We start from the raw sequence: 25185 nt of genomic DNA on the forward strand, positions 1-25185 counted from the left end.
ACCCGAAAATCGTGGAATGCGCTTTGGTGACGGAGCGATCTGTGCGCGAATGCTCGATTCGTCATTTCCGCTCTGTGATTGAAAATTCCTATCCAGGCTGGCGCGTGGTCGTGAGTTGGATCGGCAATTCGCCAGCGCCGGCGGCTGCCATTCATGTGGTGCGGAAATTCGCTCGGTATCGGCCATTCCGACGCGTATGGCAATGCCTCCAATGCACCCTGATGGCTTGCGCCGCTATAAGCGAAGTTTCTCGGTTCGACCATTCAGCATCGCGAGTCAAAGGGCCATCCCATGCATCTCATAGGTATTACTTATCAACATAAATCAATAAATGTGACAGAAATCACTTATTTTTCCGCTCCCTGCGACTTTTATCAGGTTGATTAAAAAAAATTCACGTGATACCCATGGTTTGCGTCCGTTCATGAAGCTGTACGACTGGGGATATCAATAGGACGCATCAAAAACGATGGCAGGGGGTTGCCATGGGGGAAATGATGGGGATCAAGCGTCTGTGGTCGCGCAGCCTGAGTTGCATGTCCGGGCTGTTGCTGGTGGTGGTCATGCTTGCATCGGTGATCCCGTCGCGCGCACAAGCGCAGGCCGGCTGCGCCAGTGGCGCCTGTGTCTCTGCAGGGCCCAGGCTGGTGTCGGTCGATACCACGCAGGCGGCGCTGCTCAATCCGCTGCTGCAGTCGATTTTGCCCGGCACCTCGATCAACCTGAGCGTGCTCGACTGGAACGCGCTCACCACTGCCAACATCAACCTCAACGCGCTCATCACCCAGCTGGGGACGAACCTCAGCCTGAGCGACCCGAGCCAGGTGCTGAACGCCAACATCACGCTCGCGCAGCTGCAGGCGGCGATGGTCCAGGTGTTGCAAGCCGACGGCAAGACGGCGGCGGTCAACGCGTTGAACCTCATCACGCCGACCATCGGCGGATTGACGGGGACGATCAAGCTCGCTGACCTGTTGCAGATCGCGTTGCCGCAAGGATCGCTGGCAAACATCAATCTCGACGTGCTGGATCTCATCACCGGTTCGGCGCAGCTGTACAACTTCAAGAACGTCGTGACCACGCCGACGCCCTTGGCGATCAACACCGCAGCGCTGGGATTGACGGGTGTCGCCAACGTGCAACTGTGGCTGCAGGTGGTGGAGCCGCCGGTCTACGTTTGCGGTCCGGCTGGATCGTCGTTCCACTCCAGCGCGATCCGCATCAAGCTCAACCTCGATGTGCTGCAGGGGTTCGACACCGGGCAGCTCCTCTCTGCGATCAATGGCCTCGGTCTCGGTCTCGCCAATGCCACGCTGACAGCGGATGTGTTGAAGCTCCAAGTGTACGCCGACGTCGCGCGCGCCGAAGGCACATTGGCAACGGTCAATTACGTCGGCAATGCGGTGACGTTCCAGGCGCGGCCGGGACTGGTGGGGGTGTACATCGGATCGGTTCCCGACAGCCTGTTTTTCAATCGCACGCACGTGGTGAGCAGCTCGGACTTCACTCCGCTGGTGATCAACAACCTCGATCTCAAGTTCAACGTCAGCCTCAACCTTGGGCTTCCGTTGCCCTCGGTGCTTGCCGTGCACGTTCCCTTGAGTGTTTCCGCACTCGCCGTGGGAACCGGCGCGCCGAGCCTGCAAACGCTTACGGTCAACGGACCGTTCCCGAAGACGATCACTGCCACCGCAGGCACGGTGAGTGCCGGAACGCTGGTCACCGATTTGCTCAACCATCTGAATCTCAGCGTTGGCAGCGGCACGATCGATGTCACGGTGCTGGGACTTCCAATCGCGGTACCGGCAGCGCTGCTGCCGATCGTCAACAGCATCGTCGGGGTAGTGCAAACGACATTGCAGGCGGCCGTGGTCCCGTTGCTGACGCCGGTGCTCAACACGGTGCTCGGCGGCGTGGTCGACAACCTGCTGGGCTTGCTCGGCATCCGCATCGGCCAGGCAGTGTTCACGGTGGAAGGCATCATCCAGGCGTGCTCGGCGGTACTCGCGCTGACCAAGGAACTCCTGCCCGCCGGCAATCCCGGATTGTTCAACCTGTCGATCAGCCAGGGCGCAACCGTCGTTACATCGGCGGCGAACATCGGCAATGGCGGCATCACCGGAACCGTTGTCACCACGCCAGGCGCCGTGTACGCGCTCGCCGAAACGGCAGGCAATGGCACGACATTGGCGCCGTATGTCACCACGTGGTCGTGCAAGGACCAGAACAACACCGTGGTCAGTTCGGGCAGCGGGACATCGTTCAACTACACCGCGCCACCAGTGGGGACGTCACCATTGACGGTCACCTGTCGCATCACCAACCGCGCGTTGCAGGCGGATCTGCAGATCAGCAAGAGCGACGGTTCGGGGACCTACACGCCCGGCGGCAACGCCACCTATGTCATCACCGTGTCCAACGCGGGACCCGATGCGGTCACCGGCGCGACGGTGAACGACAGCCTGCCGAATGGCATGAGTCTGTCGGGGCCATGGACATGCAGTGCGACCGCTGGCGCATGCAGTGCAGCCAGCGGAGGCAGCGCCGGCGGGAAAACCGTCACCTTGAACGTCGATCTCACTGCCGGAGGGCAGGCGACGATCAGCGTGCCCGTGACTTTCAGCACCAATCCGGCGGCGTACTAGCGCAGCGACGACATGACACGGGCAATGACGCCGATGCGACCTTGCCCACGCTCGATGGCAGCTCCACCCAATTCACAGGGCAGCGATATGGATACCGACACCTCGAGCCTCGATCATCTGGCACCGGTCATTCCGGGGCGCAAATGGCGTCCGGCATGGGTGGCGGCGATGCTGTTTTGCGCGTTGTCGTGTGGCCAGGCGATGGCGCAAAGTTTCCCGGCAACATTGAGCAACACGGCAACGGTGACGCTGCCGGCCAACATCAGTGATCCGGCGCCTGCCAACAACTCCGCAACCGACACCAATGCATTGGCGGCGACCTCGGATCTGTCGGTGATCAAGACGGTGACAAGCGCGAGTCCAGCCGCGGCGGGCTCGACGGTGACCTACAAGTTTGTCGTGAGCAACGCGGGCCCGTTGGATGCAGTCGGCGCAACGATCGCGGACACGATGCCGGCGCAGCTGACGAACGTGAGCTGGACGTGCGTGGCAGCCGGGACATCGACCTGCGGCGTGGCGAGTGGCACGGGCAACGTCAACCTGGCGGCGAACGTGGGCCAGGGTGCAGCGAATGCGATCACGGTGACGGTGAGCGGCACGGCGCCGGCGAGTGGCACCATCGCTGCGAACACGGCGACGGTGGCGGCGCCGACAGGAACGACCGACCCGAATCCGGGCAACAACACATCGACGACGCCAACAATCCCGGTGACTGCTCAGATCGTGGCCAACCCGGACAACGGCACGGTGACGACGGCGGGTGGCGTGGCGGTGGCGAACGTGCTCGCAAACGACAGCTTGCGAGGTGCAACAGCGACGACGGCGACGGTGACGCTGAGCGAGGTGAGCAGCAGCAATCCCTCGGTGACGCTGAACACTGCGACGGGTGCGGTGAACGTGGCAGCCGGCGCGGCGGTCGGCAACAGCACGCTGGTCTACAAGATCTGCGGGACCGCGAACCCGAGCAACTGTGCAACTGCGCCAGTGACGGTCACCGTGACGGCAGTGCTGTCCGATCTGTCGCTGGTGAAGACGGTGACGAGTGCGAGTCCCGCAGCAGCGGGCTCGACGGTGACCTACAAGTTGGTGGTCAACAACGCCGGTCCTGCCGATGCGGTGGGCGCCGCCATCAGTGACGCGGTGCCGGTACAGCTGACGAACGTGAGCTGGACGTGCGTCGCGACCGGTACATCGACTTGCGGTTCCGCGAGCGGCACGGGCAATGTCAATCTGACGGCGAATGTTGCCGTTGGCGCGGGGAACGACCTGACCATCACGGTCAATGGAACGGCGCCAGCATCGGGGACGATTGATGCGAACACGGCGACGGTGACGGTGCCAGCGGGAACGAGCGATCCGAATCCGGGAAACAACACGTCGACGACGCCGACGATCCCGGTGACTGCGGCGATCGTGGCCAACCCGGACAGCGGCACGGTGACGACGGCAGGCGGCGTGGCGGTGGCGAACGTGCTCGCGAACGACAGCTTGCGAGGTGCGACAGCGACGACGGCGACGGTGACGCTGAGCGAGGTGAGCAGCAGCAATCCGTCGGTGACGCTGAACACTGCGACGGGTGCGGTGAACGTGGCGGCTGGCGCGGCCATCGGCAACAGCGCACTCGTCTACAAGATTTGCGAGATCGCGAACCCGAGCAACTGCGCAACAGCGACCGTGACGATCACCGTGACGGCAGTGCAGTCGGATCTGTCGCTGGTGAAGACGGTGACAAGCGCGAGTCCTGCGTTGGCGGGCTCGACGGTGACCTACAAGTTGGTGGTGAACAATGCGGGCCCAGCGGATGCGGCGGGCGCGACCATCAGTGACGCGGTGCCGGCGCAGCTGACGAACGTGAGCTGGACCTGCGTCGCGACCGGGACATCGACCTGCGGGTCCGCGAGCGGTACCGGCAATGTCAACCTGACGGCAAATCTGGGCCAGGGTGCAGCGAACGACCTGACGATCACGGTGAGCGGCACGGCGCCGGCGAGCGGCACCATCGGTGCGAACACGGCGACGGTGACAGTGCCAGCGGGAACGAGCGACCCGAATCCCGGCAACAACACATCGACGACACCGACAATCCCGGTCACGGCAGCAATCGTGGCCAATCCGGACAGCGGCACGGTGACGGCGGCCGGCGGTGTAGCGGTGCCGAACGTGCTTTGGAATGACACGTTGGCCGGTGTGACGGCGACAGCCGCGACAGTGACGCTGAGTCAAGTGAGCAGCAGCAATCCGTCGGTGAGCCTGAACCCGGCAACCGGCGCGGTGAACGTCGCGCCTGGAGCGGCGGTCGGTACGGACACGTTGGTCTACAGGATCTGCGAGACCGCGAACCCGGGTAACTGTGCGCAGGCGACGGTGACAGTGACGGTAGCAGCGACGGTGCTTTCGTCGGACTTGTCGGTGGTGAAGACGGTGACGAGTGCGAGTCCCGCAGCAGCGGGCTCGACGGTGACCTACAAGTTGGTGATCAACAACGCCGGTCCTGCCGATGCGGTGGGCGCCGCCATCAGTGACGCGGTTCCGGTGCAGCTGACGAACGTGAGCTGGACCTGCGTCGCGACCGGGACATCGACCTGCGGGTCCGCGAGCGGTACCGGCAATGTCAACCTGACGGCGAACCTGGGCCAGGGTGCAGCGAACGACCTGACGATCACGGTGAGCGGCACGGCGCCGGCGAGCGGCACCATCGGTGCGAACACGGCGACGGTGACGGTGCCAGCGGGAACGAGCGATCCGAACCCGGGCAACAACACATCGACAACGCCAACGATTCCGGTCACGGCAGCGATCGTGGCCAATCCGGACAGCGGCACGGTGACGGCGGCAGGTGGCGTGGCGGTAGCGAACGTGCTCGCGAACGACAGCTTGAGAGGTACGACAGCGACGACGGCGACCGTCACGCTGAGCGCAGTGAGCAGCAGTAGTCCACTGGTGACTCTGAACACTGCGACGGGTGCGGTGAACGTGGCAGCCGGTGCAGCCGTCGGCAACAGCACGTTGATCTACAAGATCTGCGAAATCGCGAATCCGACGAATTGCGCAACAGCGCCAGCGACGGTCACCGTGATGGCGGCGACATCGGATCTGTCGGTGGTGAAGACGGTGACGAGTGCGAGTCCCGCAGCAGCGGGCTCGACGGTGACCTACAAGTTGGTGGTCAACAACGCCGGTCCTGCGGATGCGGCGGGCGCGACGATCAGTGACACGGTGCCGGTGCAGCTGACGAACGTGAGCTGGACCTGCGTCGCGACCGGGACATCGACTTGCGGCTCCGCGAGCGGTACCGGCAATGTCAACCTGACTGCGAACCTGGGCCAAGGTGCAGCGAACGACCTGACGATCACGGTGAGCGGCACGGCGCCGACGAGCGGCACCATCGGTGCGAACACGGCGACGGTGACGGTGCCAGCGGGAACGACCGATCCGAGCCCGGGCAACAACACGAGCACGACGCCGACGATCCCGGTCACGGCCGCGATCGTGGCCAATCCGGACAACGGCACGGTGACGACGGCGGGTGGCGTGGCGGTGGCGAACGTGCTCGCGAACGACAGCTTGCGAGGTGCAACAGCGACGACGGCGACGGTGACGCTAAGCGAGGTGAGCAGCAGCAATCCGTCGGTGAGCCTGAACCCGGCAACTGGCGCAGTAAACGTGGCAGCCGGCGCGGCGGTCGGCAACAGCACGTTGATCTACAAGATCTGCGAAATCGCGAATCCGACGAATTGCACAACGGCGCCAGCGACGATCACCGTGACGGCAGTGCAGTCGGATCTGTCGCTGGTGAAGACGGTGACAAGCGCGAGTCCGGCGTTGGCGGGATCGACGGTGACCTACAAGTTGGTGGTCAACAACGCCGGTCCTGCCGATGCGGTGGGCGCCGCCATCAGTGACGCGGTGCCGGTACAGCTGACGAACGTGAGCTGGACGTGCGTCGCGACCGGTACATCGACTTGCGGTTCCGCGAGCGGCACGAGCAATGTCAATCTGACGGCGAATGTTGCCGTTGGCGCGGCGAACGACCTGACGATCACGGTGAGCGGCACGGCGCCGACGAGCGGCACCATCGCTGCGAACACGGCGACGGTGACGGTGCCAGCGGGAACGAGCGATCCGAACCCGGGCAACAACACAAGCACAACGCCGACGATCCCGGTCACTGCAGCAATCGTGGCCAATCCGGACAGCGGCACGGTGACGGCGGCGGGTGGCGTGGCGGTCGCGAACGTGCTCGCGAACGACACCTTGCGAGGTACGACAGCGACGACAGCGACGGTGACGCTGAGCGCAGTGAGCAGCAGTAGTCCGCTGGTGACTCTGAACACTGCGACGGGTGCGGTGAACGTGGCAGCCGGTGCAGCCGTCGGCAACAGCACGTTGATCTACAAGATCTGCGAAATCGCGAATCCGACGAATTGCGCAACAGCGCCAGCGACGGTTACCGTGACGGCGGCGACATCGGATCTGTCGCTGGTGAAGACGGTGACAAGCGCGAGTCCGGCGTTGGCGGGCTCGACGGTGACCTACAAGTTGGTGGTGAACAACGTCGGTCCTGCCGATGCGGTGGGCGCGACCATCAGTGACACGGTGCCCCCGCAGCTGACGAACGTGAGCTGGACCTGCGTGGCATCGGGCACATCGACCTGCGGGTCCGCGAGCGGTACCGGCAATGTCAACCTGACGGCAAATCTGGGCCAGGGTGCAGCGAACGCGATCACGGTGACGGTGAGCGGCACAGCGCCGGCGAGTGGCACCATCGCTGCAAACACGGCGACAGTGACGATACCGCCAGGATCGTCCGATCCGAATCCCGGGAACAACACCAGCACAACGCCGACGATCCCGGTGACCGCGCCGATCATCGCCAACCCGGACAGTGGCACGGCGACGACGGCGGGTGGCGTGGCGGTGCCGAACGTGCTGGCCAATGACACGCTGGCCGGCGTGACGGCGACGACATCGGCGGTGACATTGACGCCCGTCAACAATGCCGCATTGACAGTCGATCCGAATGGCAGCGTGAGTGTGTTGCCCGGAACGACGGCGGGCACCTACACCACGACGTACACGATTTGCGAGCGTGCCAATCCAGCCAATTGCTCCAGTGCAATCATTTCGGTCCTCGTGCGTGCGGCTCCGGTGGTCTTGCGGATGACGATGACCGCGGCTGTGCGCACCGCGCGCATAGGTGACCTGGTGCGCTATACCTTGCGCGTCGACAACGTCGGCCAGGTCGATGCCCGCAGTGAAGTCCTGCATGACACCTTGCCGGCAGGCTTCGATGTCGTCACGAAATCCTTGGTGGTGGCCGATGACGATGCGGCCGGAACCTTGCTCGGTGCCCGTCCGCTCCGCGTCGGTGCGCTGGATGTCGCGGTCGGCAAGAGCGCCACGATCACCTATGCGGTGCGCGTGGCTGCAGGCGTGAGCCTCGGCATCCACGTCAATCGCGGAATCATCAACGACTCCAACGGCGTCGCGGTCAGCAACGAGGCCAGTGCCGATGTCGAAATCGTCGGTGATCCCATGTTGAATGACAGCCTGATCGTCGGCAGCGTCTTCAACGACACCAACGGCAATGGCCGGCAGGACCCGGGCGAACGTGGCCTGCCTGGTGTTCGCCTGGGAACCGTCGAAGGGTTGTTGATCGAAACCGATCGTTATGGCCGATTCCACATCGACGGCATCGATGGCGGTCGCTGGGCGCGTGGTCGCAACTTCCTGGTCAAGGTGGATACGGCGACATTGCCTCCGGGGAGCCGCTTCACCACCGAGAATCCGCGCGTGCTGCGCATCACTCCCGGTGTTCCGGTGCGCTTCGACTTCGGCGTGCAGGTTCCAAACACGCCACTCGGCGGCGGCAAGTCCGAAGTCGACATCGATCTGGGCGAAGTGTTCTTCGAAGGCAACAGTTCGGTGGTCCCCGCGGAGCACCTGCCCGTGGTCGATCGCATCGCCGGGCGCCTGCGTGATGCCGGCGGCGGCAGCGTCGCCATCACCGCCAATGCCGACAACCTGGTCCTGGCGTTCCGTCGATCCGAGGCCATACGCAATGCGCTGGATCAACGCTTGTCACCGGAGTTGCAGCACGCCACCCGCATCGAGCTTCGCGCGCAAATCGATGGCGGGCAAACGCTGGTGACCCTGGGCAAGGACATCGGTCTCGGCGTGCTGTTGTTCGATACCGACAAGTCGACGATTCGTCCGCAGTACCTGCCATTGCTTGCCGCCATCGCACAGCAGGTGGATGCCACGCCCGGCACGGTCGTGGCGATTTCCGGCTATGCCGATATGCGCGGCACGGCGAAACACAACATGCGCTTGAGCCAACAGCGCGCCGATGCGGTGGCCAACGAAATCGCCGCGCATCTCACCCGTACCACGCGACAGTGCCTGCGAGTGGAACCGCGACCTGACGGTCAGATCGCAACCTGTCCTGGTGGACGCTGAGGGGAGATGAGCATGGACACCAGAAGATTCTCCTTCGGCTTCACCTTGGCCCTGTGCGCGGCATTGTTCCTTCCGGGCATCGCCATTGCGCAGCAAGCATCGAATGGCAGTAGCGATACCACCACGCCTGCCACGCCGCTGAAATGCGACATGCAGGGATGTGTCGGCAAGGGCGGCCCGCTGTTCCAGATCAGGGCTTATGGCGAAACCCAGTCGAAAGCGCTCGGCAACGACCCCGATTCGCTGCAGCAGAACCGACGCGTGGAAACCGTGGCCGGGCAGTATTACAAGGGCGAAAGCAAGGTGTTGTCGGCCAACCAGGCCGTCATCAGCGGACGTTTCAGCGTGGACTTGCCGCAAGGCGGGACATTGTGGGCGACCGAAGATCCCACGCTCGGGCAGGCGATTCTCAACGTCGCGACGGGATCGTTGGCGCCATTCAACGATGGTCGGGTCACCGAGCCGCTGCGCTTCCATGCCTACAGCAATTACGCCGCGTTCTACCAGCGCCTTGAGGTGTTGATCTACAGGGGAACCGACAGCGATCGCGTGAGGCCGTTGGCGACGATCATCATGCCGGTCGGCGCGGTGACGGATGCGCAATGGGACGGTGAACTTCCTGCTGGATTGAACCTGCAAGCCGGCGATAGCTTGCAATACGTCGCCCGCGCCTATGCGCAGGACGGCAGCTTTGACGAAACCAATCCGCGCACCATCCAGTTGGTGACGCCGGCCGAACATGCGCGCGGGGCGCAGGGTTTGCGCGACCAGGTCCAGCGCACGCGCACCGAAACGCTGGACACATCCACCGCCGAATCGTTGCAGGTCGTCGATTCCATCTACGGCAAGAGCGATCTGCGCCTGCACAACATCCCGGTCTACGGTTCACGCGTGCGCATCATGGGACGTGACATTCCCGAAGGCATGCAGGTTTATATCGATGGGCAGAATTTCCCCATCGACCTGGAACGCAAATTCGTCGCCGAATTCCTCCAGCCAATCGGCATGCATCAGTACAAGATCCAGGCGAAGCCATCCACCGGGCCGGTTGCGGATGCCGTGTTGGACATGCAGGTGACGGGCCGTTATGCCTTCGTCGCCGCGATTGCCGACCTGACGTTCTCCCACAACACTGCCAGTGGCAGCACCGATGCATTGAGTGGTGATGCGCGCGATGCCAGCGGCTTCCTCAGCGAAGGCCGGCTGGCGTTCTATGCCAAGGGAAAATGGCGCGGCAAGTACCTGATCACGGCGCAAGCAGACACCGGGGAAAACAAGCTGGGCAACCTGTTCGACGGCTTCTTCGATGCCACGCCCAACGATATCTTCCGTCGTCTCGATCCGGACCAGTACTATCCGGTCTACGGCGATGACTCGCGCACCTGGCGTGATGTCGACACCCAGGGCAAGTTCTACCTGCGCGTGGATTGGAATCAGAATCAGGCGCTGTGGGGCAACTTCATCACCGGGTTCACCGGCACGCAGTACGCGCAATACCAGCGTGCGTTGTACGGCGCGGCGTTGAGCTGGCGCTCGCAGGCGTCCACCGCGTTGGGCGATCCCCGCAGCCTGCTGAAAATCTTCGGTGCCGAAACGCACACGGCGGCGGGCCACAGCGAATTCCTCGGCACCGGCGGCAGCCTCTACTACCTGCGCCATACCGATGTGCTGCCCGGTTCCGAACAGGTGGTGCTGGAGGTGCGCGATCCCGCCACCGGAAGCGTCGAGACACGCGTCGGCTTGCAATCGGGCGTGGACTACGAGATGGACAACTTGCAGGGACGCCTGATCCTGACGCGGCCATTGGCGCAAATCACCCGTGAGTCGGTGCGCACGCTGACCCGCGACACGCCACTCGATGGTTACCGGCAGATGTTGCTGGTGGACTACGAATACGTGCCTTCCGGCTTCAATGGCGGCAACGCCACCGTCGGCCTGCGTGGCAAGCAATGGTTCGGCAACCATCTGGCTGTCGGTGCCACGTACGTCGATGAAAACCGCAGTGGCGACGACTATTCCCTGAAAGGGGTTGATCTCACGCTGCAGGCGGGGCGGGGGACCTATCTCAAGGTCGAAACCACGCACACGCAATCCACGGTGGCACCGATCTTCTATTCCGACAACGGTGGCTTGAGTTTCATCCAGCGCAATCCGGCGGACATGAGTGGCGCGCGTTCCGGCACGGCACGCAGCGTCGAGGCGCGCGCCAACCTGCAGGAGCTGGGCTGGACCAAGCGCGAATGGTCGTTCGGTGCCTGGTGGCGCGATGTCGACAGCGGATTCTCCATCAGCCGCGACGACACTGGCCTGCCGACGAAGGAATACGGCGGCGAATTCCTCGGCTATTTCACCGACCACTTCAGCCTGTACGGGCGTTACAGCCACGCCGGGCGCGGTACGCAGGAACTCGAGCAGGCACAGCTGACTGCCGATTGGCAGATCACGAAAAACGGCCGGTTGGGCGGCGAGTTGACCCATCGCAACGAACGCGATGTCGGTTATGCGGCGGATGCCACGCTGTTGGCGCTCAGCTATCGCCAGCGCCTCGGGACATCGCTTGAGTTGTATGGCATCGGCCAATACACCGTGGATGATGGCGGCCTCTACAAGCCCAACAACCTGCTGACCCTGGGCGGCAAATACCTGTTCGGGAATCGTTCCAGTGTCGGCGCGGAAGTCAGTGGCGGAAGTCGCGGCCACGGCGGCAAGCTGGACGGCGAGTACCAGTTGAGTCCGGATCACTCCGTCTATGGCGCCTACAACTACAGCACCGACCATACCGAGCGCGACGGCCTGTTCAACACCGCACTGCAGTCAGGCTGGACGCTCGGCCAACGCTGGCGCCTGAACAACCGCGTCAATGTCTACAACGAAAGCCAATACCTGAAGAGCAACTCGACTGCCGACAGCGGCATCGTCCACACCTTCGGGCTGGATTTCCGCCCCGTGCCGGGTTGGAACCTCGGTTTCACCTTGATGGATGGCCGACTGGACAGCACCGTCGGGCGCGTCGATCGCCACGCCTACAGCATCACCGGCGGACGCACCGATCCGCGACTGGACTGGTCGAGCAAGCTGGAATACCGCCGCGATCGCGGTGCCGAACAGCGCGAACAATGGGTGACCACCAATCGCCTGTCGTATCGCATCAATGAAGACTGGCGCTTGGCGCTGCGGGCCAATTACGCCGATACCAAGGATGATCTGAATCCGATCGCCGGTGCGCGCCTGGCGGAAGTGAATGCCGGTTTCGCCTGGCGTCCACATGACAGCACGCGCTGGGCGGCATTCGGCAAGTACACCTATCTGTACGATCGCGCCTCGCTGGGGCAGGTGGATACCAACCAGTACGACCAGCGTTCGCACGTGGTGTCGCTCGAAGGCATCGTCCAGCTGGATGACCACTGGCAGCTGGCGGGCAAGCTGGCCAGTCGCTGGGGCGATTACCGCATGGGACGTGGAGTCGGCCAGTGGCTCGACAGTCGCGCGGATTTCGCCTCGCTGCAGATCCGTTATCACCTGATCGCCCATTGGGACGGGCTGGCCGAATATCGCGTGCTCAAGGTGCGCGATGGCGGCGCCCTCGGCGGCTGGCTGGTCGGGCTGGACCGGCAGGTCAGCGAGAACTTCAAGGTTGGCGTCGGCTACAACTTCACGACCTTCAGTGGCGACCTGACCCAACTCGATTACCGCTACCGTGGCTGGTTCCTCAACGTGACCGGCCACTATTGACGGAGTGGCCGCCATAGGCATGATGATCAATCTATCGTCCCCCCACGATTGTGATCACCGATGGCGGCCACTCTTTCCGACTACGAACTCCAGGCACTGATCCACGAAGTCGCCGCATGGCTGCAGGCGCGGCGACTCACGCTGGTGACGGCGGAAAGCTGCACCGGTGGCTGGATCGCCAAGCTCGCCACCGATGTCGCCGGGTCGTCGGCGTGGTTCGACTGCGGCATGGTCGCCTATAGCTACGAAGCCAAGCAGGCCCTGCTCGGCGTACGTCCGCAGACGCTGGAGCAGCAGGGTGCGGTCAGTCGCGAATGCGTGACGGAGATGGTGTCCGGTGCGCTGATCCATTCCGGCGCGAATATCGCCGTCGCGGTGACCGGCATCGCCGGCCCCGGCGGCGGTGGCACCGACAAGCCGGTGGGCACGGTGTGGATCGGATGGAAGCGCCGCGGCGGTTACGCACGTGCCGAAGTCTTCCATTTCGATGGCGATCGCGACGCCGTGCGCCGCCAGACCGTGGCGATGGCCTTGCGCGGATTGATGACCGAAACGGTTTAGTCGATCACGCCGTCGACGTAGAACCAGCGACCCTCTTCGCGGACGAATCGGCTGAGTTCGCGCAGGTCGCGGCGGGCACCATTCTCCAGATAGCGCGCTTCGAAGCGGACTTCGGCGTGGATATCGTCGATGGCGCGATGTTCCGTCACCTTCAAGCGCAGCCATTTCGTGCGGGCGCCGGGTTCCAGCAATGGTGGTTGCGGTCGCGTCGATGGATGCCAGCTCGCCAGCAGGTAGTCCTCCAATCCGAGCACGTAAGCGCTGTAGCGCGACCGCATCAGGGCTTCGGCATCGGCGGCCGGGATGCCGGTGTGGAGCGGGCCGCAGCAGTTGGCGTAGCGGTGGGCGGGGTCGCAGGGGCAGGGAAGATCGCTCATTCGACCTGATATTCCAGCAGGTCGCCGGGCTGGCAATCCAGCTCGCGGCAAATCGCATTCAATGTTTCGAAGCGAACACCTTTGACATGGCTTTGCTTGAGCAGCGACAGATTGGTTTCGCTGATGCCGATGCGTTCGGCCAAATCCTTGGACTTCGTCTTGCGTCGCGCCAGCATCACATCGAGATTCACGACGATGGTCATCAGACGAAGCCCTCGTTTTCCTTCTTCAGTTGCATGGCGATTTTTTTCTGTAGATGCAATTCACGGATCGCCATGATCGCCAATGCCAGGCCAGCGATGCCGATGGCGGTGATGAAGACATGGAGTGCATCGCTGCCGATTGGGGCGGTTGGCGCCACAAGCCAAGTCAGCGCGTAGAACCCGAGGAGCACGGTGGACAGAATCGTCAGAGTGATGGCGGGGGAGGAGTTTCATACTTGCCTCGGTCAATATGTTGATTCGCAGCGATTAATTTACTTAAAACATAAATATATTTGAATTTCAATCTCTGCCTTGCAATTTGCATTTATTAGCAGTATTACTACCCACATGAGCCAGTCAGACCTCAGCGCGACCCAGCAGGCGATCCTCGACTTCATTGCCGAGCGCATTGAAGTCGATGGTGTCGCCCCCGCCCAGACCGAGATCGCCCGCGCCTTCGGCTTCAAGGGCGTGCGTTCCGCGCAATATCACCTGGAGGCGCTGGAAGTCGCCGGGGCGATTGCTCGCTCGCCCGGCAAGGCCCGCAGCCTCAAGCTGCTGCGCCCGCCGAGCCGGGTCCAGGAGTCGCTGGAACTCACGCAACTCAGCGAAGACGCGGTGCGCCTGCCGATCCTCGGCCAGGTCGCGGCCGGCGCTCCGATCGGTGCCGACATCGGTTCCGACAGTTATGTGGTGCTGGATCGCGTGTTCTTCTCGCCAAAGCCCGACTATCTGCTGCGCGTGAAAGGCGACTCCATGCGCGATGAAGGCATCTTCGATGGCGACCTCATCGGCGTGCACCGCACCAACGACGCCCGCAGCGGCCAGATCGTGGTGGCCCGCATCGACGAGGAAATCACCGTCAAGCTGTTCCGCAACGGTCGCGACGGCATCCGCCTGTTGCCGCGCAATCCCGATTACGCACCCATCGAGGTGCAGCCCGGCCAGGACTTCGCCATCGAAGGCTTGTACTGCGGCCTGATCCGGCCCAGCGCATGACGCGGCGTTTTCCGACATCACCGCGGGCAACGTGCCGCTGTAGCGCGATCGATTCAGCCTGCAGTCTGGATCGAGCAGCAGTCGTCGCAGCCTGTGCGATCACGGCCCCGCAGACTGCCTGCAACACACGAACATACATTCAATCTTGAAGAGGACGACCACGATGGACGAGAACAAGCAGCGCGCACTGGCAGCGGCCCTGAGCCAGATCGAGAAGCAGTTCGGCAAGGGCTCGGTGATGCGCATGGGCGAACGCGCCGTGGAGGTAGTGGAAACCATCGGCACAGGTTCGTTGATGCTCGACATCGCGCTTGGCATCGGTGGCTTGCCCAAGGGCCGCGTGGTGGAAATCTACGGGCCGGAATCCTCGGGCAAGACCACGCTCACCCTGCAGGCGATCGCCCAATGCCAGAAAGCCGGCGGCACCGCGGCCTTCATCGACGCCGAACACGCGCTTGATCCGATCTACGCGCAGAAGCTCGGCGTCAATCTCGACGACCTGCTGCTGTCGCAGCCGGATACCGGCGAGCAGGCGCTGGAAATCGCCGACATGCTGGTGCGTTCCAACGCCGTCGACATCGTGGTGATCGACTCGGTCGCCGCGCTCACGCCCAAGGCAGAAATCGAAGGCGAGATGGGCGACGTGTTGCCGGGCCTGCAGGCGCGACTGATGAGCCAGGCGCTGCGCAAGCTCACCGGCAACATCAAGCGCAGCAATTGCATGGTGGTCTTCATCAACCAGTTGCGCCAGAAGATCGGCATCATGATGCCCGGGCAGAGCAATGAAGTGACCACAGGCGGCAACGCGCTCAAGTTCTATGCTTCGATACGCCTCGACATCCGTCGCATCGGTGCGATCAAGAAGGGCGAGGAAATCATTGGCAACCAGACCCGCATCAAGGTGGTCAAGAACAAGCTGGCGCCGCCGTTCAAGCAGGTCATCACCGAAATCCTCTACGGCGAGGGCATCAGCCGCGAAGGCGAACTGATCGACATGGGCGTCGAGGCCAAGCTGGTCGAGAAGTCCGGTGCCTGGTACAGCTGCGGTAGCGAGCGCATCGGACAGGGCAAGGAGAACGCCCGCCAGTATCTGAAGGAAAACCCGGCAGTGGCCGCGCAGCTGGAAGCCGCATTGCGCGAAAAGTTCGTGCCGCAGGAAGCCAAACGCAATGAGGACGCCGAGGACTGATGTCCGAACGGGATGACGCTTTCGGGACGACGGCGGACGGAGCTTCCTCGCGCCCCCGCCGTCGTACCCGGCCTGAACCGAGCCCGGCGCAACGTGCGCTCGGGCTGCTGGTTCGGCGCGAGCATTCCCGCAAGGAGTTGTTGCAGAAACTGACGATCCGCGGCGTCCCGGTGGCCGAGGCCGACGCCGCAGTGGCGAAGATGGTCAGCGCAGGCTGGCAGGATGACACCCGCTTCGCCGAGTCATTGGTGCGCAGTCGTGCATCGTCCGGCTATGGGCCACGGCGGATCCGCGCCGAGCTTGGGACCCACGATCTCGATGGCGATCACTCGATGGCGGCACTGGACAGCTTGGAGATGGACTGGACAGCGCAGGCTCGCGACCTGATCCGTCGACGCCACCCTGCAGCACTGGACGGCGATCGTGCGGCGCAGCGCAAGGCTGCGGATTTCCTGTTCCGGCGCGGCTTTTCCATGGACCAGATCCGGGCAGCGATCCGCTCCGGTCCCGACGAGTCCTGAATGGCCCGCACGGGGCGGTACTGATACCCTAGTCGGCCCGTTGTCCGCGTGTTTCCAGCCCACATTCTGTTGGCATCGCGGGCCATTCGTCCCGATCCAGATGCCATGAAGACCACCGCCGACATCCGCCGCGATTTTCTCGAATTCTTCGCCTCCAAGGGCCACACCATCGTGCCCTCGGCGCCGCTGGTGCCCGCCAACGATCCCACCCTGCTGTTCACCAACTCCGGGATGGTGCAGTTCAAGGACGTGTTCCTCGGTGCGGAAAAGCGCAGCTATACGCGTTGCGCCGACGTGCAGCGCTGCCTGCGCGCGGGCGGCAAGCACAACGATCTCGACGCCGTCGGCTACACCGCGCGCCACCACACTTTCTTCGAGATGCTCGGCAACTGGTCGTTCGGCGACTACTTCAAGAAGGAAGCCATCGAGTGGGCATGGGAACTCCTGACCAAGGTCTGGGGCCTGCCGGCCGAGCGCCTGCTGGTCACCGTCTATCAAAACGACGATGAAGCCTTCGGCATCTGGCGCGACGTGATCGGCCTGCCGGAGTCGCGTATCGTCCGCATCGGCGACAACAAGGGCGCGCCGTACGCCTCCGACAATTTCTGGCAGATGGCCGACACCGGCCCTTGCGGTCCCTGCACCGAGATTTTCTACGATCACGGCGAGCACATCGCCGGTGGCCCGCCGGGATCGCCCGATGAGGACGGCGATCGTTTCATCGAAATCTGGAACTTGGTGTTCATGCAGTTCGATCGCCAGCCCGACGGCACGCTGGTAACGCTGCCGGCGCCCTGCGTCGATACCGGGATGGGTCTCGAACGCTTGACGGCCGTACTCCAGCACGTCCACAGCAATTACGAAATCGACCTGTTCCAGGCGTTGATCAAGCACGCCGCCGAACTCACCGGCACCGCGGATCTCGACAACAAATCGCTGCGCGTCATCGCCGATCACATCCGCGCATCCAGCTTCCTGATCGCCGATGGCGTGTTGCCATCGAACGAAGGGCGCGGCTACGTACTGCGCCGGATCATCCGCCGGGCATTGCGCCATGGCTGGATGCTGGGCATGCGCGAGTCGTTCTTCTACAAACTGGTGCCAACGCTCGATGCCTTGATGGGCGAGGCCTATCCGGTGCTGCGCGACAACGTTTCGACGATCGAACGCGCCTTGCGCGCCGAGGAAGAACGCTTCGCCGAGACACTCGATTCCGGCATGCGCATCTTCGGCGATGTCGCCGGACGCGCCGAGGGCACGATTCGCGGCGAGGACGCCTTCCGCCTCTACGACACCTACGGCTTCCCGCTCGATCTCACCCAGGACATGGCGCGCGAACGCGGCATGTCGGTCGACGTCGATGGCTTCAATGTCGCGATGACGCAGCAGAAGGAAACCGCGCGTGCGGCTGGCAAGTTCGGTGGCGGACTGGTGTTGCCGGCGGAACTGGCCTCGCAACTCGCGCCGACGGTGTTCCTCGGCTACGACCAGCTCGATGGCGATGCGCTGCAGGTTGTCGGCTTGCTGCAGGAGGGCAAGCCGGTCGATCGCGCAGTGCCGGGCGACGTCGTGGTCATCCTCGATCGCACGCCGTTCTATGCGGAATCCGGCGGCCAGGTCGGCGATACCGGAACGCTGTCCACTGCGAACGCGAACATGACGGTGATGGAGACGCGCAAACTCGCCGGCCAGTTCCATGCGCATGTCGGCAGCTTGAAGTCGGGTGAACTGAAACTCGGCGATCGCCTGCGCGGACAAGTCGATATCGGACGTCGTACCTCGACCGTGCTCAACCACACCGCGACGCATCTGTTGCACGCGGCGTTGCGGCAAGTGCTGGGCACGCATGTCCAGCAGAAGGGTTCGCTGGTCGCGCCGGATCGCCTGCGCTTCGATTTCTCGCATTTCCAGCCGCTCACCGCCGATGAACTTGCGGAGATCGAGCGCCGCGTCAATGTCGAGGTGCGCGCCAACCACGAAGGTGAAACGCACCAGATGGCGATGCAGGACGCGCTCGATTTCGGGGCGATGGCGCTGTTTGGCGAGAAATACGGCGACAACGTCCGCGTGCTCAAGTTCGGTGACGGCTCGATCGAACTGTGCGGTGGCACGCATGTGCGACGCACCGGCGATATCGGCCTGTTCAAGATCGTGTCGGAAGGCGGCGTCTCTGCCGGCGTGCGTCGCATTGAAGCGGTCACGGGGCAGGGCGCGCTCGATCATGTCGCTGAAGAAGAACATCGCCTTGCCGAAGCCGCGCAACTGTTGGGCGGAACCGCCGGCGATGTCGCCGACAAGATCCGGGTGCTGATGGATCGCCAACGCAAGGCCGAGCGCGAACTGGAATCGCTCAAGGCCAAGGCCGCGTCCGGTGCGGCCGGCGATCTCGCCGCGCAGGCGGTCGCCATCCCCGGCGGCAAACTGCTGGCGGTGCGTGTCGAAGGCTTCGATGCCAAGGCGTTGCGCGATGCCGTCGATCATCTCAAGCAACAGTTGGGTGATGCCGCGATCCTGCTTGCCGGTGCCGACGGGCAGGGCAAGGTCGCGTTGATCGCAGGTGTCAGCGGTGGCCTGCAGGGTCGCATCAAGGCGGGCGATCTGTTGTCGCAGGTCGCGAAGCAGATCAGTGGCCGTGGTGGTGGTCGTCCGGACATGGCGCAGGGCGGTGGCGATGATGTCCCGGGCTTGCCGGCAATCCTCGGAAGTCTCGCCGAATGGGCTGCTCTGAAGGCGACCTGAAGCTCGACCGGCAATTCAGTACCGACAAAAAGCAAATCTGCGGGGGATTTGCCAAATGGGGGCTGATTTGCCGCGAGTTATGTGATTAGAATGTGCACATTGCTGAATCCCTAAGACTCAGCCGGTACCCCCCGACCGAATGATTGGAGAGTTGTCTCGATGTTGATTTTGACCCGCCGCGTCGGGGAAACCCTGATGATTGGAGACTCGGTGACCGTGACGGTCCTGGGCGTCAAGGGAAATCAGGTGCGAATTGGCATCACGGCGCCGAAAGACGTCGCGGTGCATCGCGAAGAGATCTACCAGAAGATCCAGAAGGACGACGACGCGCCTGTCGAACAGGACGCGTAATCCGAGCGGATTTGCCTGCGTGGTTTACGTGCAGCGCCGCCGCCGGTATCCTTGTCGTCCGGCGAATTGATTCGCCGGCGGTTCCGGAGAGTTGCCCGAGAGGCCGAAGGGGCTCCCCTGCTAAGGGAGTATGGGGTCAAAAGCTCCATCGAGGGTTCGAATCCCTCACTCTCCGCCAGTTCCGCTAACATCAGTCTTTGTCCGGAAGGATTCGGAATGACGACTGATCCGTTCGCGCAGTTCAAGGCCGTCCAGCGCGAGGCTTGGGCGATCTTCGCCCCGACTGCCGCTTTCACCACCCCATGTGCCGCCGCGCTCGTCGACTTCGCCGGAATCAACCGCGGCGAGTCCGTACTCGATGTCGGCTGCGGGACTGGCGTGGTCGCGATCACCGCGGCCTGTGCCGGTGCGCACGTGAAAGGGCTTGATCTGTCGCCTGCGCTGCTGGAATTCGCGCGCCACAACGCATCGTTGCTCGATGGCGAAATCGAATTCATCGAGGGTGATGCCGAAGCATTGCCGTATCCCGATGCCGCGTTCGATGTCGTGCTCAGCCAGTTCGGACACATGTTCGCGCCGCGACCGGATGTCACCATCGCGGAAATGCTGCGCGTGTTGAAGCCGGGCGGGCGCATCGCGTTCTCGACCTGGCCGCCGGAACTGATTGTCGGCAGGGTATTCGCACTGGTGGGTCGTTACCTGCCGCCACCGCCGGGTGCCGCGCCTCCGCCGCAGTGGGGCAGCCCCGACATCATCCGCGAACGCCTCGGCGATGCCGTCATCGACATCGAGTTCCAGCGCGACGAAATGCGTTTCCCCACGCTGAGTCCACGCCACTATGTCGCGACGATGGAGCAGACCATCGGGCCGGTGGCCAAGGTCGTGGCGACGCTGTCCGACGATCCCGCGCGTCTTGTGCAATTCCGCCGCGAATTGCAGGAACTGGCGACGCAGTCTTTTGCCCACAACATCATCTGCCAACCGTTCCTGATGACGCGCGCGGTCAAGCGCTGACGCCCAGCCTCACTTCGGCATGACGTGCTGCAACGCCAGCATGATGTCGATGAAGTCGCGTTGCGCGTCGGCGCGCAGCGGTTCCAGCGGTGTCACCGAGACGCCATCGAGCGGGTAGGACTGCGGCTTGCCGTTGGCATCGCTGATGCGCACGCCCGGCGTGTCGTGGATGACGAAGGTGCGCCCATCGAGATGGCCGATCACCATCATCACGTGCCCGGGAATGAAGATCAGGTCGCCGACTTGTGCTTGCGCCAGCGCGGCCAAGCGTTGCGCGCGGGTGGAATGTCCGTCGAACCGCTGCGTCTGCAGCACCGGCGAATCGCGCTGGTCGCCGGTGTTGCGCGCCAGTTGCACGCCGACGCTGCGATAGACGTCGGAAACGAAGCCACTGCAATCGCGGGTGCCATCGGCATGGCCCCAACCATAGGGCTCGCCGAGCAGGCGGAAGGCCTGCGTGAGCAGGTTGCGCTCGCTGTAGGGCAGTGCACCGTTGACGCTGCTGCCCGTGGGAAGCGTTACCGTGCGCTGCGCCAAGCCGCCATCGTTGCCGCGCACCGGCAGTATCGCCTTGCCATTGGCGTCGAGCGCGACGGGCGTGCTCATGTCGAGCTGGCGACCGTCGACAACCAGATTCGGCGCGATCACTCGCTGTGTGGCATCGCGCGCGAACGCCAGCACTTCAGCGCGTGAGGCATAGGCCAGCGGTTCGCGACGCATCCACGCCTTGTAGGTCGGGCTGACGACGAACAGCCATTCGCCATCGCGGCTGGCGTGCAGCACCGCGACCGGCGTGCCGGGGAACAGCGCGCTTTCCTGGAAACGATCGATGCGTTCGCGGATGCCTTGCGCATTGCGGAAGACGCGGGTGTCGGTGGGGAAAGTGCGCAGGTCGGCGCGACGGGTGACGATCGCCCAACGCGTCTTCACCTGTGCGGGAATGTTGTCGAGTGCGCGATCGGCCATCCAGCCGTCAATCTGCGCGGACGTGATCGCGTTGCCGTTCTTTGCCAGCAATGCGGACGGACGTTTGGCCAGCTGTTCGATCAGTGCGCGAATGCGCGTGCCATCGAGTGTGTCCGGAAATGCGTCGAGGCGATTGAAGGTGGGATCACGCTGGAATTGTTCGGCGTCGAGCGCAGCGACCTGTGCGACATCGAGGCGGATGCGGTCGGCGGCCGCACTGCGTGCGAGCCAGTAATCGGCGTGCAGTTGTTCCGGCGCGATGCCAGGCACCTGCAAGCCCGCGCTGCCGTTGCGGGGCGCGGTGGCAGCAACGGCTTGCGACACTGCTGGCGTCGGTGCGGGCGCGGGTGTCGCATAGGCGACCAGCATCGCCGCGAACAATCCAGCGATGAGGTGGCGATTACGCATCGGCCGCCTCGGTCGGCGTGTGTCGCTCGTCTAGCAGGGCGTCGAGTTCGCGACGACGCCACGCGCTGACCGTTTCCGGCCAATCGCCGTTGTCCTGCCACGCCTGCAGGATGCGCCGTGATGCCAGCACGCCATCGGGCAAGCCGAGTTCAGCGCTGCGTTTCGCCACAGCAGCTTGCAGCGACTGCAGTTGGCGACGGTCGCGATCGCGATCGTCGATCACCAATGGCATCTCGGCCTCGTCCGCGACGGGCGCGTCCAGTGCCTCCGCGATGACGGCAGCCAGCGATTGCGGCGCTTGCGGCGTGCGCGCCAGCACGTTCGCGATGGTTGTGCGGTCGACCGGATCGATGCGCGCGAGTTCGATCGCCAGTTCCGGCGCGATCACCCAGTTGCGCGGCAGGTCGCGTTCCACTGCGCGCTGGTCGCGCCACCGCAGCAGGCGCAGCAAGCGCGTTTGCGCGGGACGTTCCAGCACCTGCGCGGCGCGCACGCCAAGATGCGGCCAGCGCTCGGGGCGATGTTCGCGCGCGAGTTCCACTGCCAGCGCGCAATCCTGCCGCAGCCAATCGTCGCGACCGAGTTCCTGCAGGCGTGCATCCAGCGCGTCATGCAACGCGAACAGATGACGCACATCGTCGGCGGCGTATTCGTGCTGGGCGGGAGTGAGAGGACGTTGCAGCCAGTCGGTGCGGGTTTCTCCCTTGGCCAGTTCCACGCCGGTGATGTCACGCACCAGCGCCTGGTAGCCGAGCCCCGCGCCCTTGCCAGCGAGCGCCGCTGCGGTCTGGGTGTCGAACAACGGTGATGGCAGCGATCCGCAGGCCTGGCGCAACGCGATCAGGTCTTCGCCGGCACTGTGCATGATCTTGAGGATCGAGTCATCGTCCAGCCAGTCGCGCAATGCTTCGGGAATGCCGGGCACGCGCGGATCGACCAGCAGGATGTGTTCCGACGTGGCGATCTGCACCAGTGCCAGCACCGGCCAATAGGTGCGTTCGCGGATGAATTCGGTGTCGAGGCCGATGCGCGGGCCGGCGTTGGCGCGGTATCCGCGCAGGACCACGGGATCCCGGATCCATTCCGCAGTCTGTTGGGGTGTTGCATCGATCATTGCGCGACAATAGCCGAAATGCGGCACGAGGCGCGAATGCGGCGGATGAAGGGCATGACGGGACGGTCGATGGCGCTGCTGGTCGTGGCGGCGCTGGCTGCCTGTACGCGCGGCCCGTCGTCGCCTGATGCGGATTCCGCCGAGGCATTGCGGCGCGGCATCGTCACCATCGGCGCGGATGAACATTCACGTTACGGCTTGAACTGGACGCCGCCGCTCGCGCAGGTCGATGCGAATGGCGTGCCGGTTGCCCTGCGCGACGCGCAACGTCAGCTGCAACGCGGACATCTCTATCAGGATGCCGATTCGACGCTGCCGCTGCTGTTCGCGGTATTGCGGATCGATCCCGCCAACACCACGGCGCTGGAATTGCGCCAGCGCGTGCTTCGCCAGTTGATCGCGCGTGGCGATGCCGCGATCCGCGACAATGCCGCCGACTGGCCGGGCGCCGCCGCCGAAGCACACCGGATCGCCGCCGTCTTGCGGGTCGCGAACGCCAACGATTCCGATGTCCAGCATTACCTGGGCAGGCTCGATGCGTCCGACGGACTCGATGCCTTGCTGCTGCTCGGGCAGCGCGATCTGGAGGATGGACGATTGGGTGAAACCGGCGTCGGTGCGCGCATCGACTTCGGCGAAGTGTTGCGCAGCCGGCCTGGCGATGCGCGCGCGATCGCCGGCTTGCAACGCACGCAGGACGCGATGATCGCGCAGGCGCAGGTCGCCGCCGATGCTCGTGATTACGCCGGCGTGCTGAGATGGATGCAACATGCGCAGGCGGTCACTGCCGACCCGCGCGTGGTCGCAGCGGCTTGGCGACGCATCGAACGGCAACGCATCGGCCAGGTGCAATCGATGTACGGGGACGCGCGCATCCATCTGCAGGATCCGTCGCAACGCGGTGCGCTCGATGCCGCGCGCGCGCTGCTGCTGGAAATGCGCCGGATCGCGGTGACGGATGATGGATCGGTGGCCGATCTCGCGCGTCGTATTGCCCTTGCGACGCAATACGGGCAGTTCGTGCCGGGCCAGCAATTCAGCGAGTCGTTGCGCGCCGGCGGTGCCGCACCGCCGATGCGGGTGGTGCCGGCAGGACAGTTCATGATGGGCGCCGATCCACGCGAACCGGGGCCGAGCAAGGCGGAGTCGCCCTCGCACCTGGTGACGTTCGCGCGCGGCTTCGCGTTGGGTGCGACCGAAGTGACGGTGGCCGATTACGCGCGCTTCGTCGTCGCCACGGGCTATCTCACGCGCGCCGATCGCCGCGGCAATTCCATCGTCTACGACGAACGCAGCGGCAATTTCGCCCGCCGCAGCGGCGTGAGTTGGCGCGACGATTACGCCGGGCAACCCGCGCGTGGCGACTTGCCGGTGTTGCATCTGGATGTGCGCGATGCCGAAGCCTATGTCGAATGGCTGCGCACGCAGACCGGACGTGCCTACCATCTGCCGACCGAAGCCGAGTTCGAATACGCCTTGCGTGCCGGCGGGGAAGGGCGGTACCCATGGGGCGATGGTGCGCCGCCAGTGGGCGCGGGCAACCTCACCGGCGCACGCGACGTCTCGCCGAGCGGGCATCACTGGGCCAATGCCTTCCGTGATTACGGGGACGGATACTGGGGCCCGGCACCGGTCGGGCGTGATGCCGCGAATGCATTCGGTCTTCACGACCTTGCCGGCAATGTCAGCGAGTGGGTCGCCGATTGCTGGCACCAGGGGTATCATCGCGCGCCGTCCGATGGCGTGGCGTGGTTCAACCCGGGTTGCCGCAGTCGCGTGGTGCGGGGTGGATCATGGGCGGGGGCGCCGGATCAGGTACGCTCCGCATGGCGCGTCGCCCAGACCGGCGATACCACCAATGCGCGCACCGGCTTCCGCGTGGCGCGTGATCTTTGAGGATTCCAGGA

Annotated in this window: 16 protein-coding genes and 1 tRNA gene; 12 read left to right on the forward strand and 5 right to left on the reverse strand. The window is 64.1% G+C overall.

Annotated features, from left to right (window positions below):
* Positions 1 to 497: 497 nt before the first annotated feature.
* The 4 genes from Lysil_RS13410 to Lysil_RS09790 all read left to right on the forward strand — a co-directional run bounded on the left by Lysil_RS13410 (position 498) and on the right by Lysil_RS09790 (position 13397).
* On the forward strand, positions 498 to 2645 hold the full coding sequence (locus Lysil_RS13410; RefSeq protein WP_165782458.1) for a DUF11 domain-containing protein: 2148 nt from the start codon (positions 498 to 500) through the stop codon (positions 2643 to 2645).
* A gap of 87 nt (positions 2646 to 2732) precedes the next feature.
* The gene (locus Lysil_RS09780) at positions 2733 to 9104 is read left to right on the forward strand and encodes an OmpA family protein (protein WP_165782459.1); all 6372 of its coding nucleotides are present in this window, start codon (positions 2733 to 2735) and stop codon (positions 9102 to 9104) included.
* Between the two features lie 12 nt (positions 9105 to 9116).
* Positions 9117 to 12836 (forward strand): hypothetical protein, encoded by a 3720-nt coding sequence (locus tag Lysil_RS09785; RefSeq protein ID WP_240600489.1) that lies wholly within the window; start codon positions 9117 to 9119, stop codon positions 12834 to 12836.
* Positions 12837 to 12896: 60 nt separating this feature from the next.
* A complete protein-coding gene (locus Lysil_RS09790; protein WP_103075409.1) occupies positions 12897 to 13397 on the forward strand; it encodes a CinA family protein in 501 nt (166 codons plus the stop codon).
* Here the strand turns inward: Lysil_RS09790 and Lysil_RS09795 are convergent.
* From Lysil_RS09795 to Lysil_RS13415, 3 genes are read right to left on the reverse strand one after another with little or no spacing between them, the layout of a single operon-like run.
* Positions 13394 to 13774, reverse strand: coding sequence for a YchJ family protein (locus tag Lysil_RS09795; protein WP_103075410.1), 381 nt, complete (start codon positions 13772 to 13774; stop codon positions 13394 to 13396). The two genes, Lysil_RS09790 and Lysil_RS09795, sit on opposite strands and share 4 nt — an antisense overlap.
* A complete protein-coding gene (locus Lysil_RS09800; protein ID WP_103075411.1) occupies positions 13771 to 13977 on the reverse strand; it encodes a helix-turn-helix domain-containing protein in 207 nt (68 codons plus the stop codon). Before Lysil_RS09800 ends, Lysil_RS09795 begins: the two co-directional genes overlap by 4 nt.
* Complete coding sequence (locus Lysil_RS13415) at positions 13977 to 14135, reverse strand: hypothetical protein (RefSeq protein ID WP_165782460.1); 159 nt, start codon at positions 14133 to 14135, stop codon at positions 13977 to 13979. Before Lysil_RS13415 ends, Lysil_RS09800 begins: the two co-directional genes overlap by 1 nt.
* 190 nt (positions 14136 to 14325) lie before the next feature.
* Here Lysil_RS13415 and lexA point away from each other — a divergent pair, with 190 nt between their 5' ends.
* The 7 genes from lexA (at position 14326) to Lysil_RS09840 (ending at position 20790) form a co-directional block, all read left to right on the forward strand.
* A complete protein-coding gene (gene lexA / locus Lysil_RS09810) occupies positions 14326 to 14976 on the forward strand; it encodes a transcriptional repressor LexA (protein ID WP_103075413.1) in 651 nt (216 codons plus the stop codon).
* Between the two features lie 163 nt (positions 14977 to 15139).
* The gene (gene recA, locus Lysil_RS09815; protein ID WP_103075414.1) at positions 15140 to 16165 is read left to right on the forward strand and encodes a recombinase RecA; all 1026 of its coding nucleotides are present in this window, start codon (positions 15140 to 15142) and stop codon (positions 16163 to 16165) included.
* Complete coding sequence (locus Lysil_RS09820; protein WP_103075415.1) at positions 16165 to 16686, forward strand: regulatory protein RecX; 522 nt, start codon at positions 16165 to 16167, stop codon at positions 16684 to 16686. The genes recA and Lysil_RS09820 overlap by 1 nt, the downstream gene beginning before the upstream one ends.
* Positions 16687 to 16791: 105 nt before the next feature.
* Positions 16792 to 19425 carry an alanine--tRNA ligase gene (gene alaS, locus Lysil_RS09825; protein ID WP_103075416.1) on the forward strand — a complete coding sequence of 878 codons (2634 nt, stop codon included), beginning with the start codon at positions 16792 to 16794 and terminating at the stop codon, positions 19423 to 19425.
* Between the two features lie 159 nt (positions 19426 to 19584).
* The gene (csrA, locus tag Lysil_RS09830) at positions 19585 to 19776 is read left to right on the forward strand and encodes a carbon storage regulator CsrA (RefSeq protein ID WP_103075417.1); all 192 of its coding nucleotides are present in this window, start codon (positions 19585 to 19587) and stop codon (positions 19774 to 19776) included.
* A gap of 85 nt (positions 19777 to 19861) precedes the next feature.
* A tRNA-Ser gene (locus Lysil_RS09835) sits at positions 19862 to 19954 on the forward strand.
* A 38-nt stretch (positions 19955 to 19992) separates the two neighbouring features.
* Complete coding sequence (locus tag Lysil_RS09840; protein ID WP_103075418.1) at positions 19993 to 20790, forward strand: class I SAM-dependent methyltransferase; 798 nt, start codon at positions 19993 to 19995, stop codon at positions 20788 to 20790.
* Between the two features lie 9 nt (positions 20791 to 20799).
* On the opposite strand, the gene Lysil_RS09845 is transcribed toward Lysil_RS09840, so the two are convergent.
* Together Lysil_RS09845 and rnd are read right to left on the reverse strand one after the other, a co-directional pair.
* Positions 20800 to 22164 carry a C40 family peptidase gene (locus tag Lysil_RS09845; protein ID WP_103075419.1) on the reverse strand — a complete coding sequence of 455 codons (1365 nt, stop codon included), beginning with the start codon at positions 22162 to 22164 and terminating at the stop codon, positions 20800 to 20802.
* Positions 22157 to 23278: a ribonuclease D gene (gene rnd, locus Lysil_RS09850; RefSeq protein ID WP_103075420.1), complete on the reverse strand. Its 1122-nt coding sequence runs from the start codon at positions 23276 to 23278 to the stop codon at positions 22157 to 22159. The genes Lysil_RS09845 and rnd overlap by 8 nt, the downstream gene beginning before the upstream one ends.
* A gap of 54 nt (positions 23279 to 23332) precedes the next feature.
* On the opposite strand from rnd, the gene Lysil_RS09855 reads away from it, so the two are divergent.
* Entirely contained in the window at positions 23333 to 25174 is a 1842-nt protein-coding gene (locus Lysil_RS09855) for a formylglycine-generating enzyme family protein (protein WP_165782461.1), read from the forward strand.
* The last annotated feature ends 11 nt before the right edge of the window (positions 25175 to 25185 follow it).

Origin of the sequence: Solilutibacter silvestris (genome assembly GCF_002895945.1) — a bacterium.
GTDB lineage: Bacteria > Pseudomonadota > Gammaproteobacteria > Xanthomonadales > Xanthomonadaceae > Solilutibacter > Solilutibacter silvestris.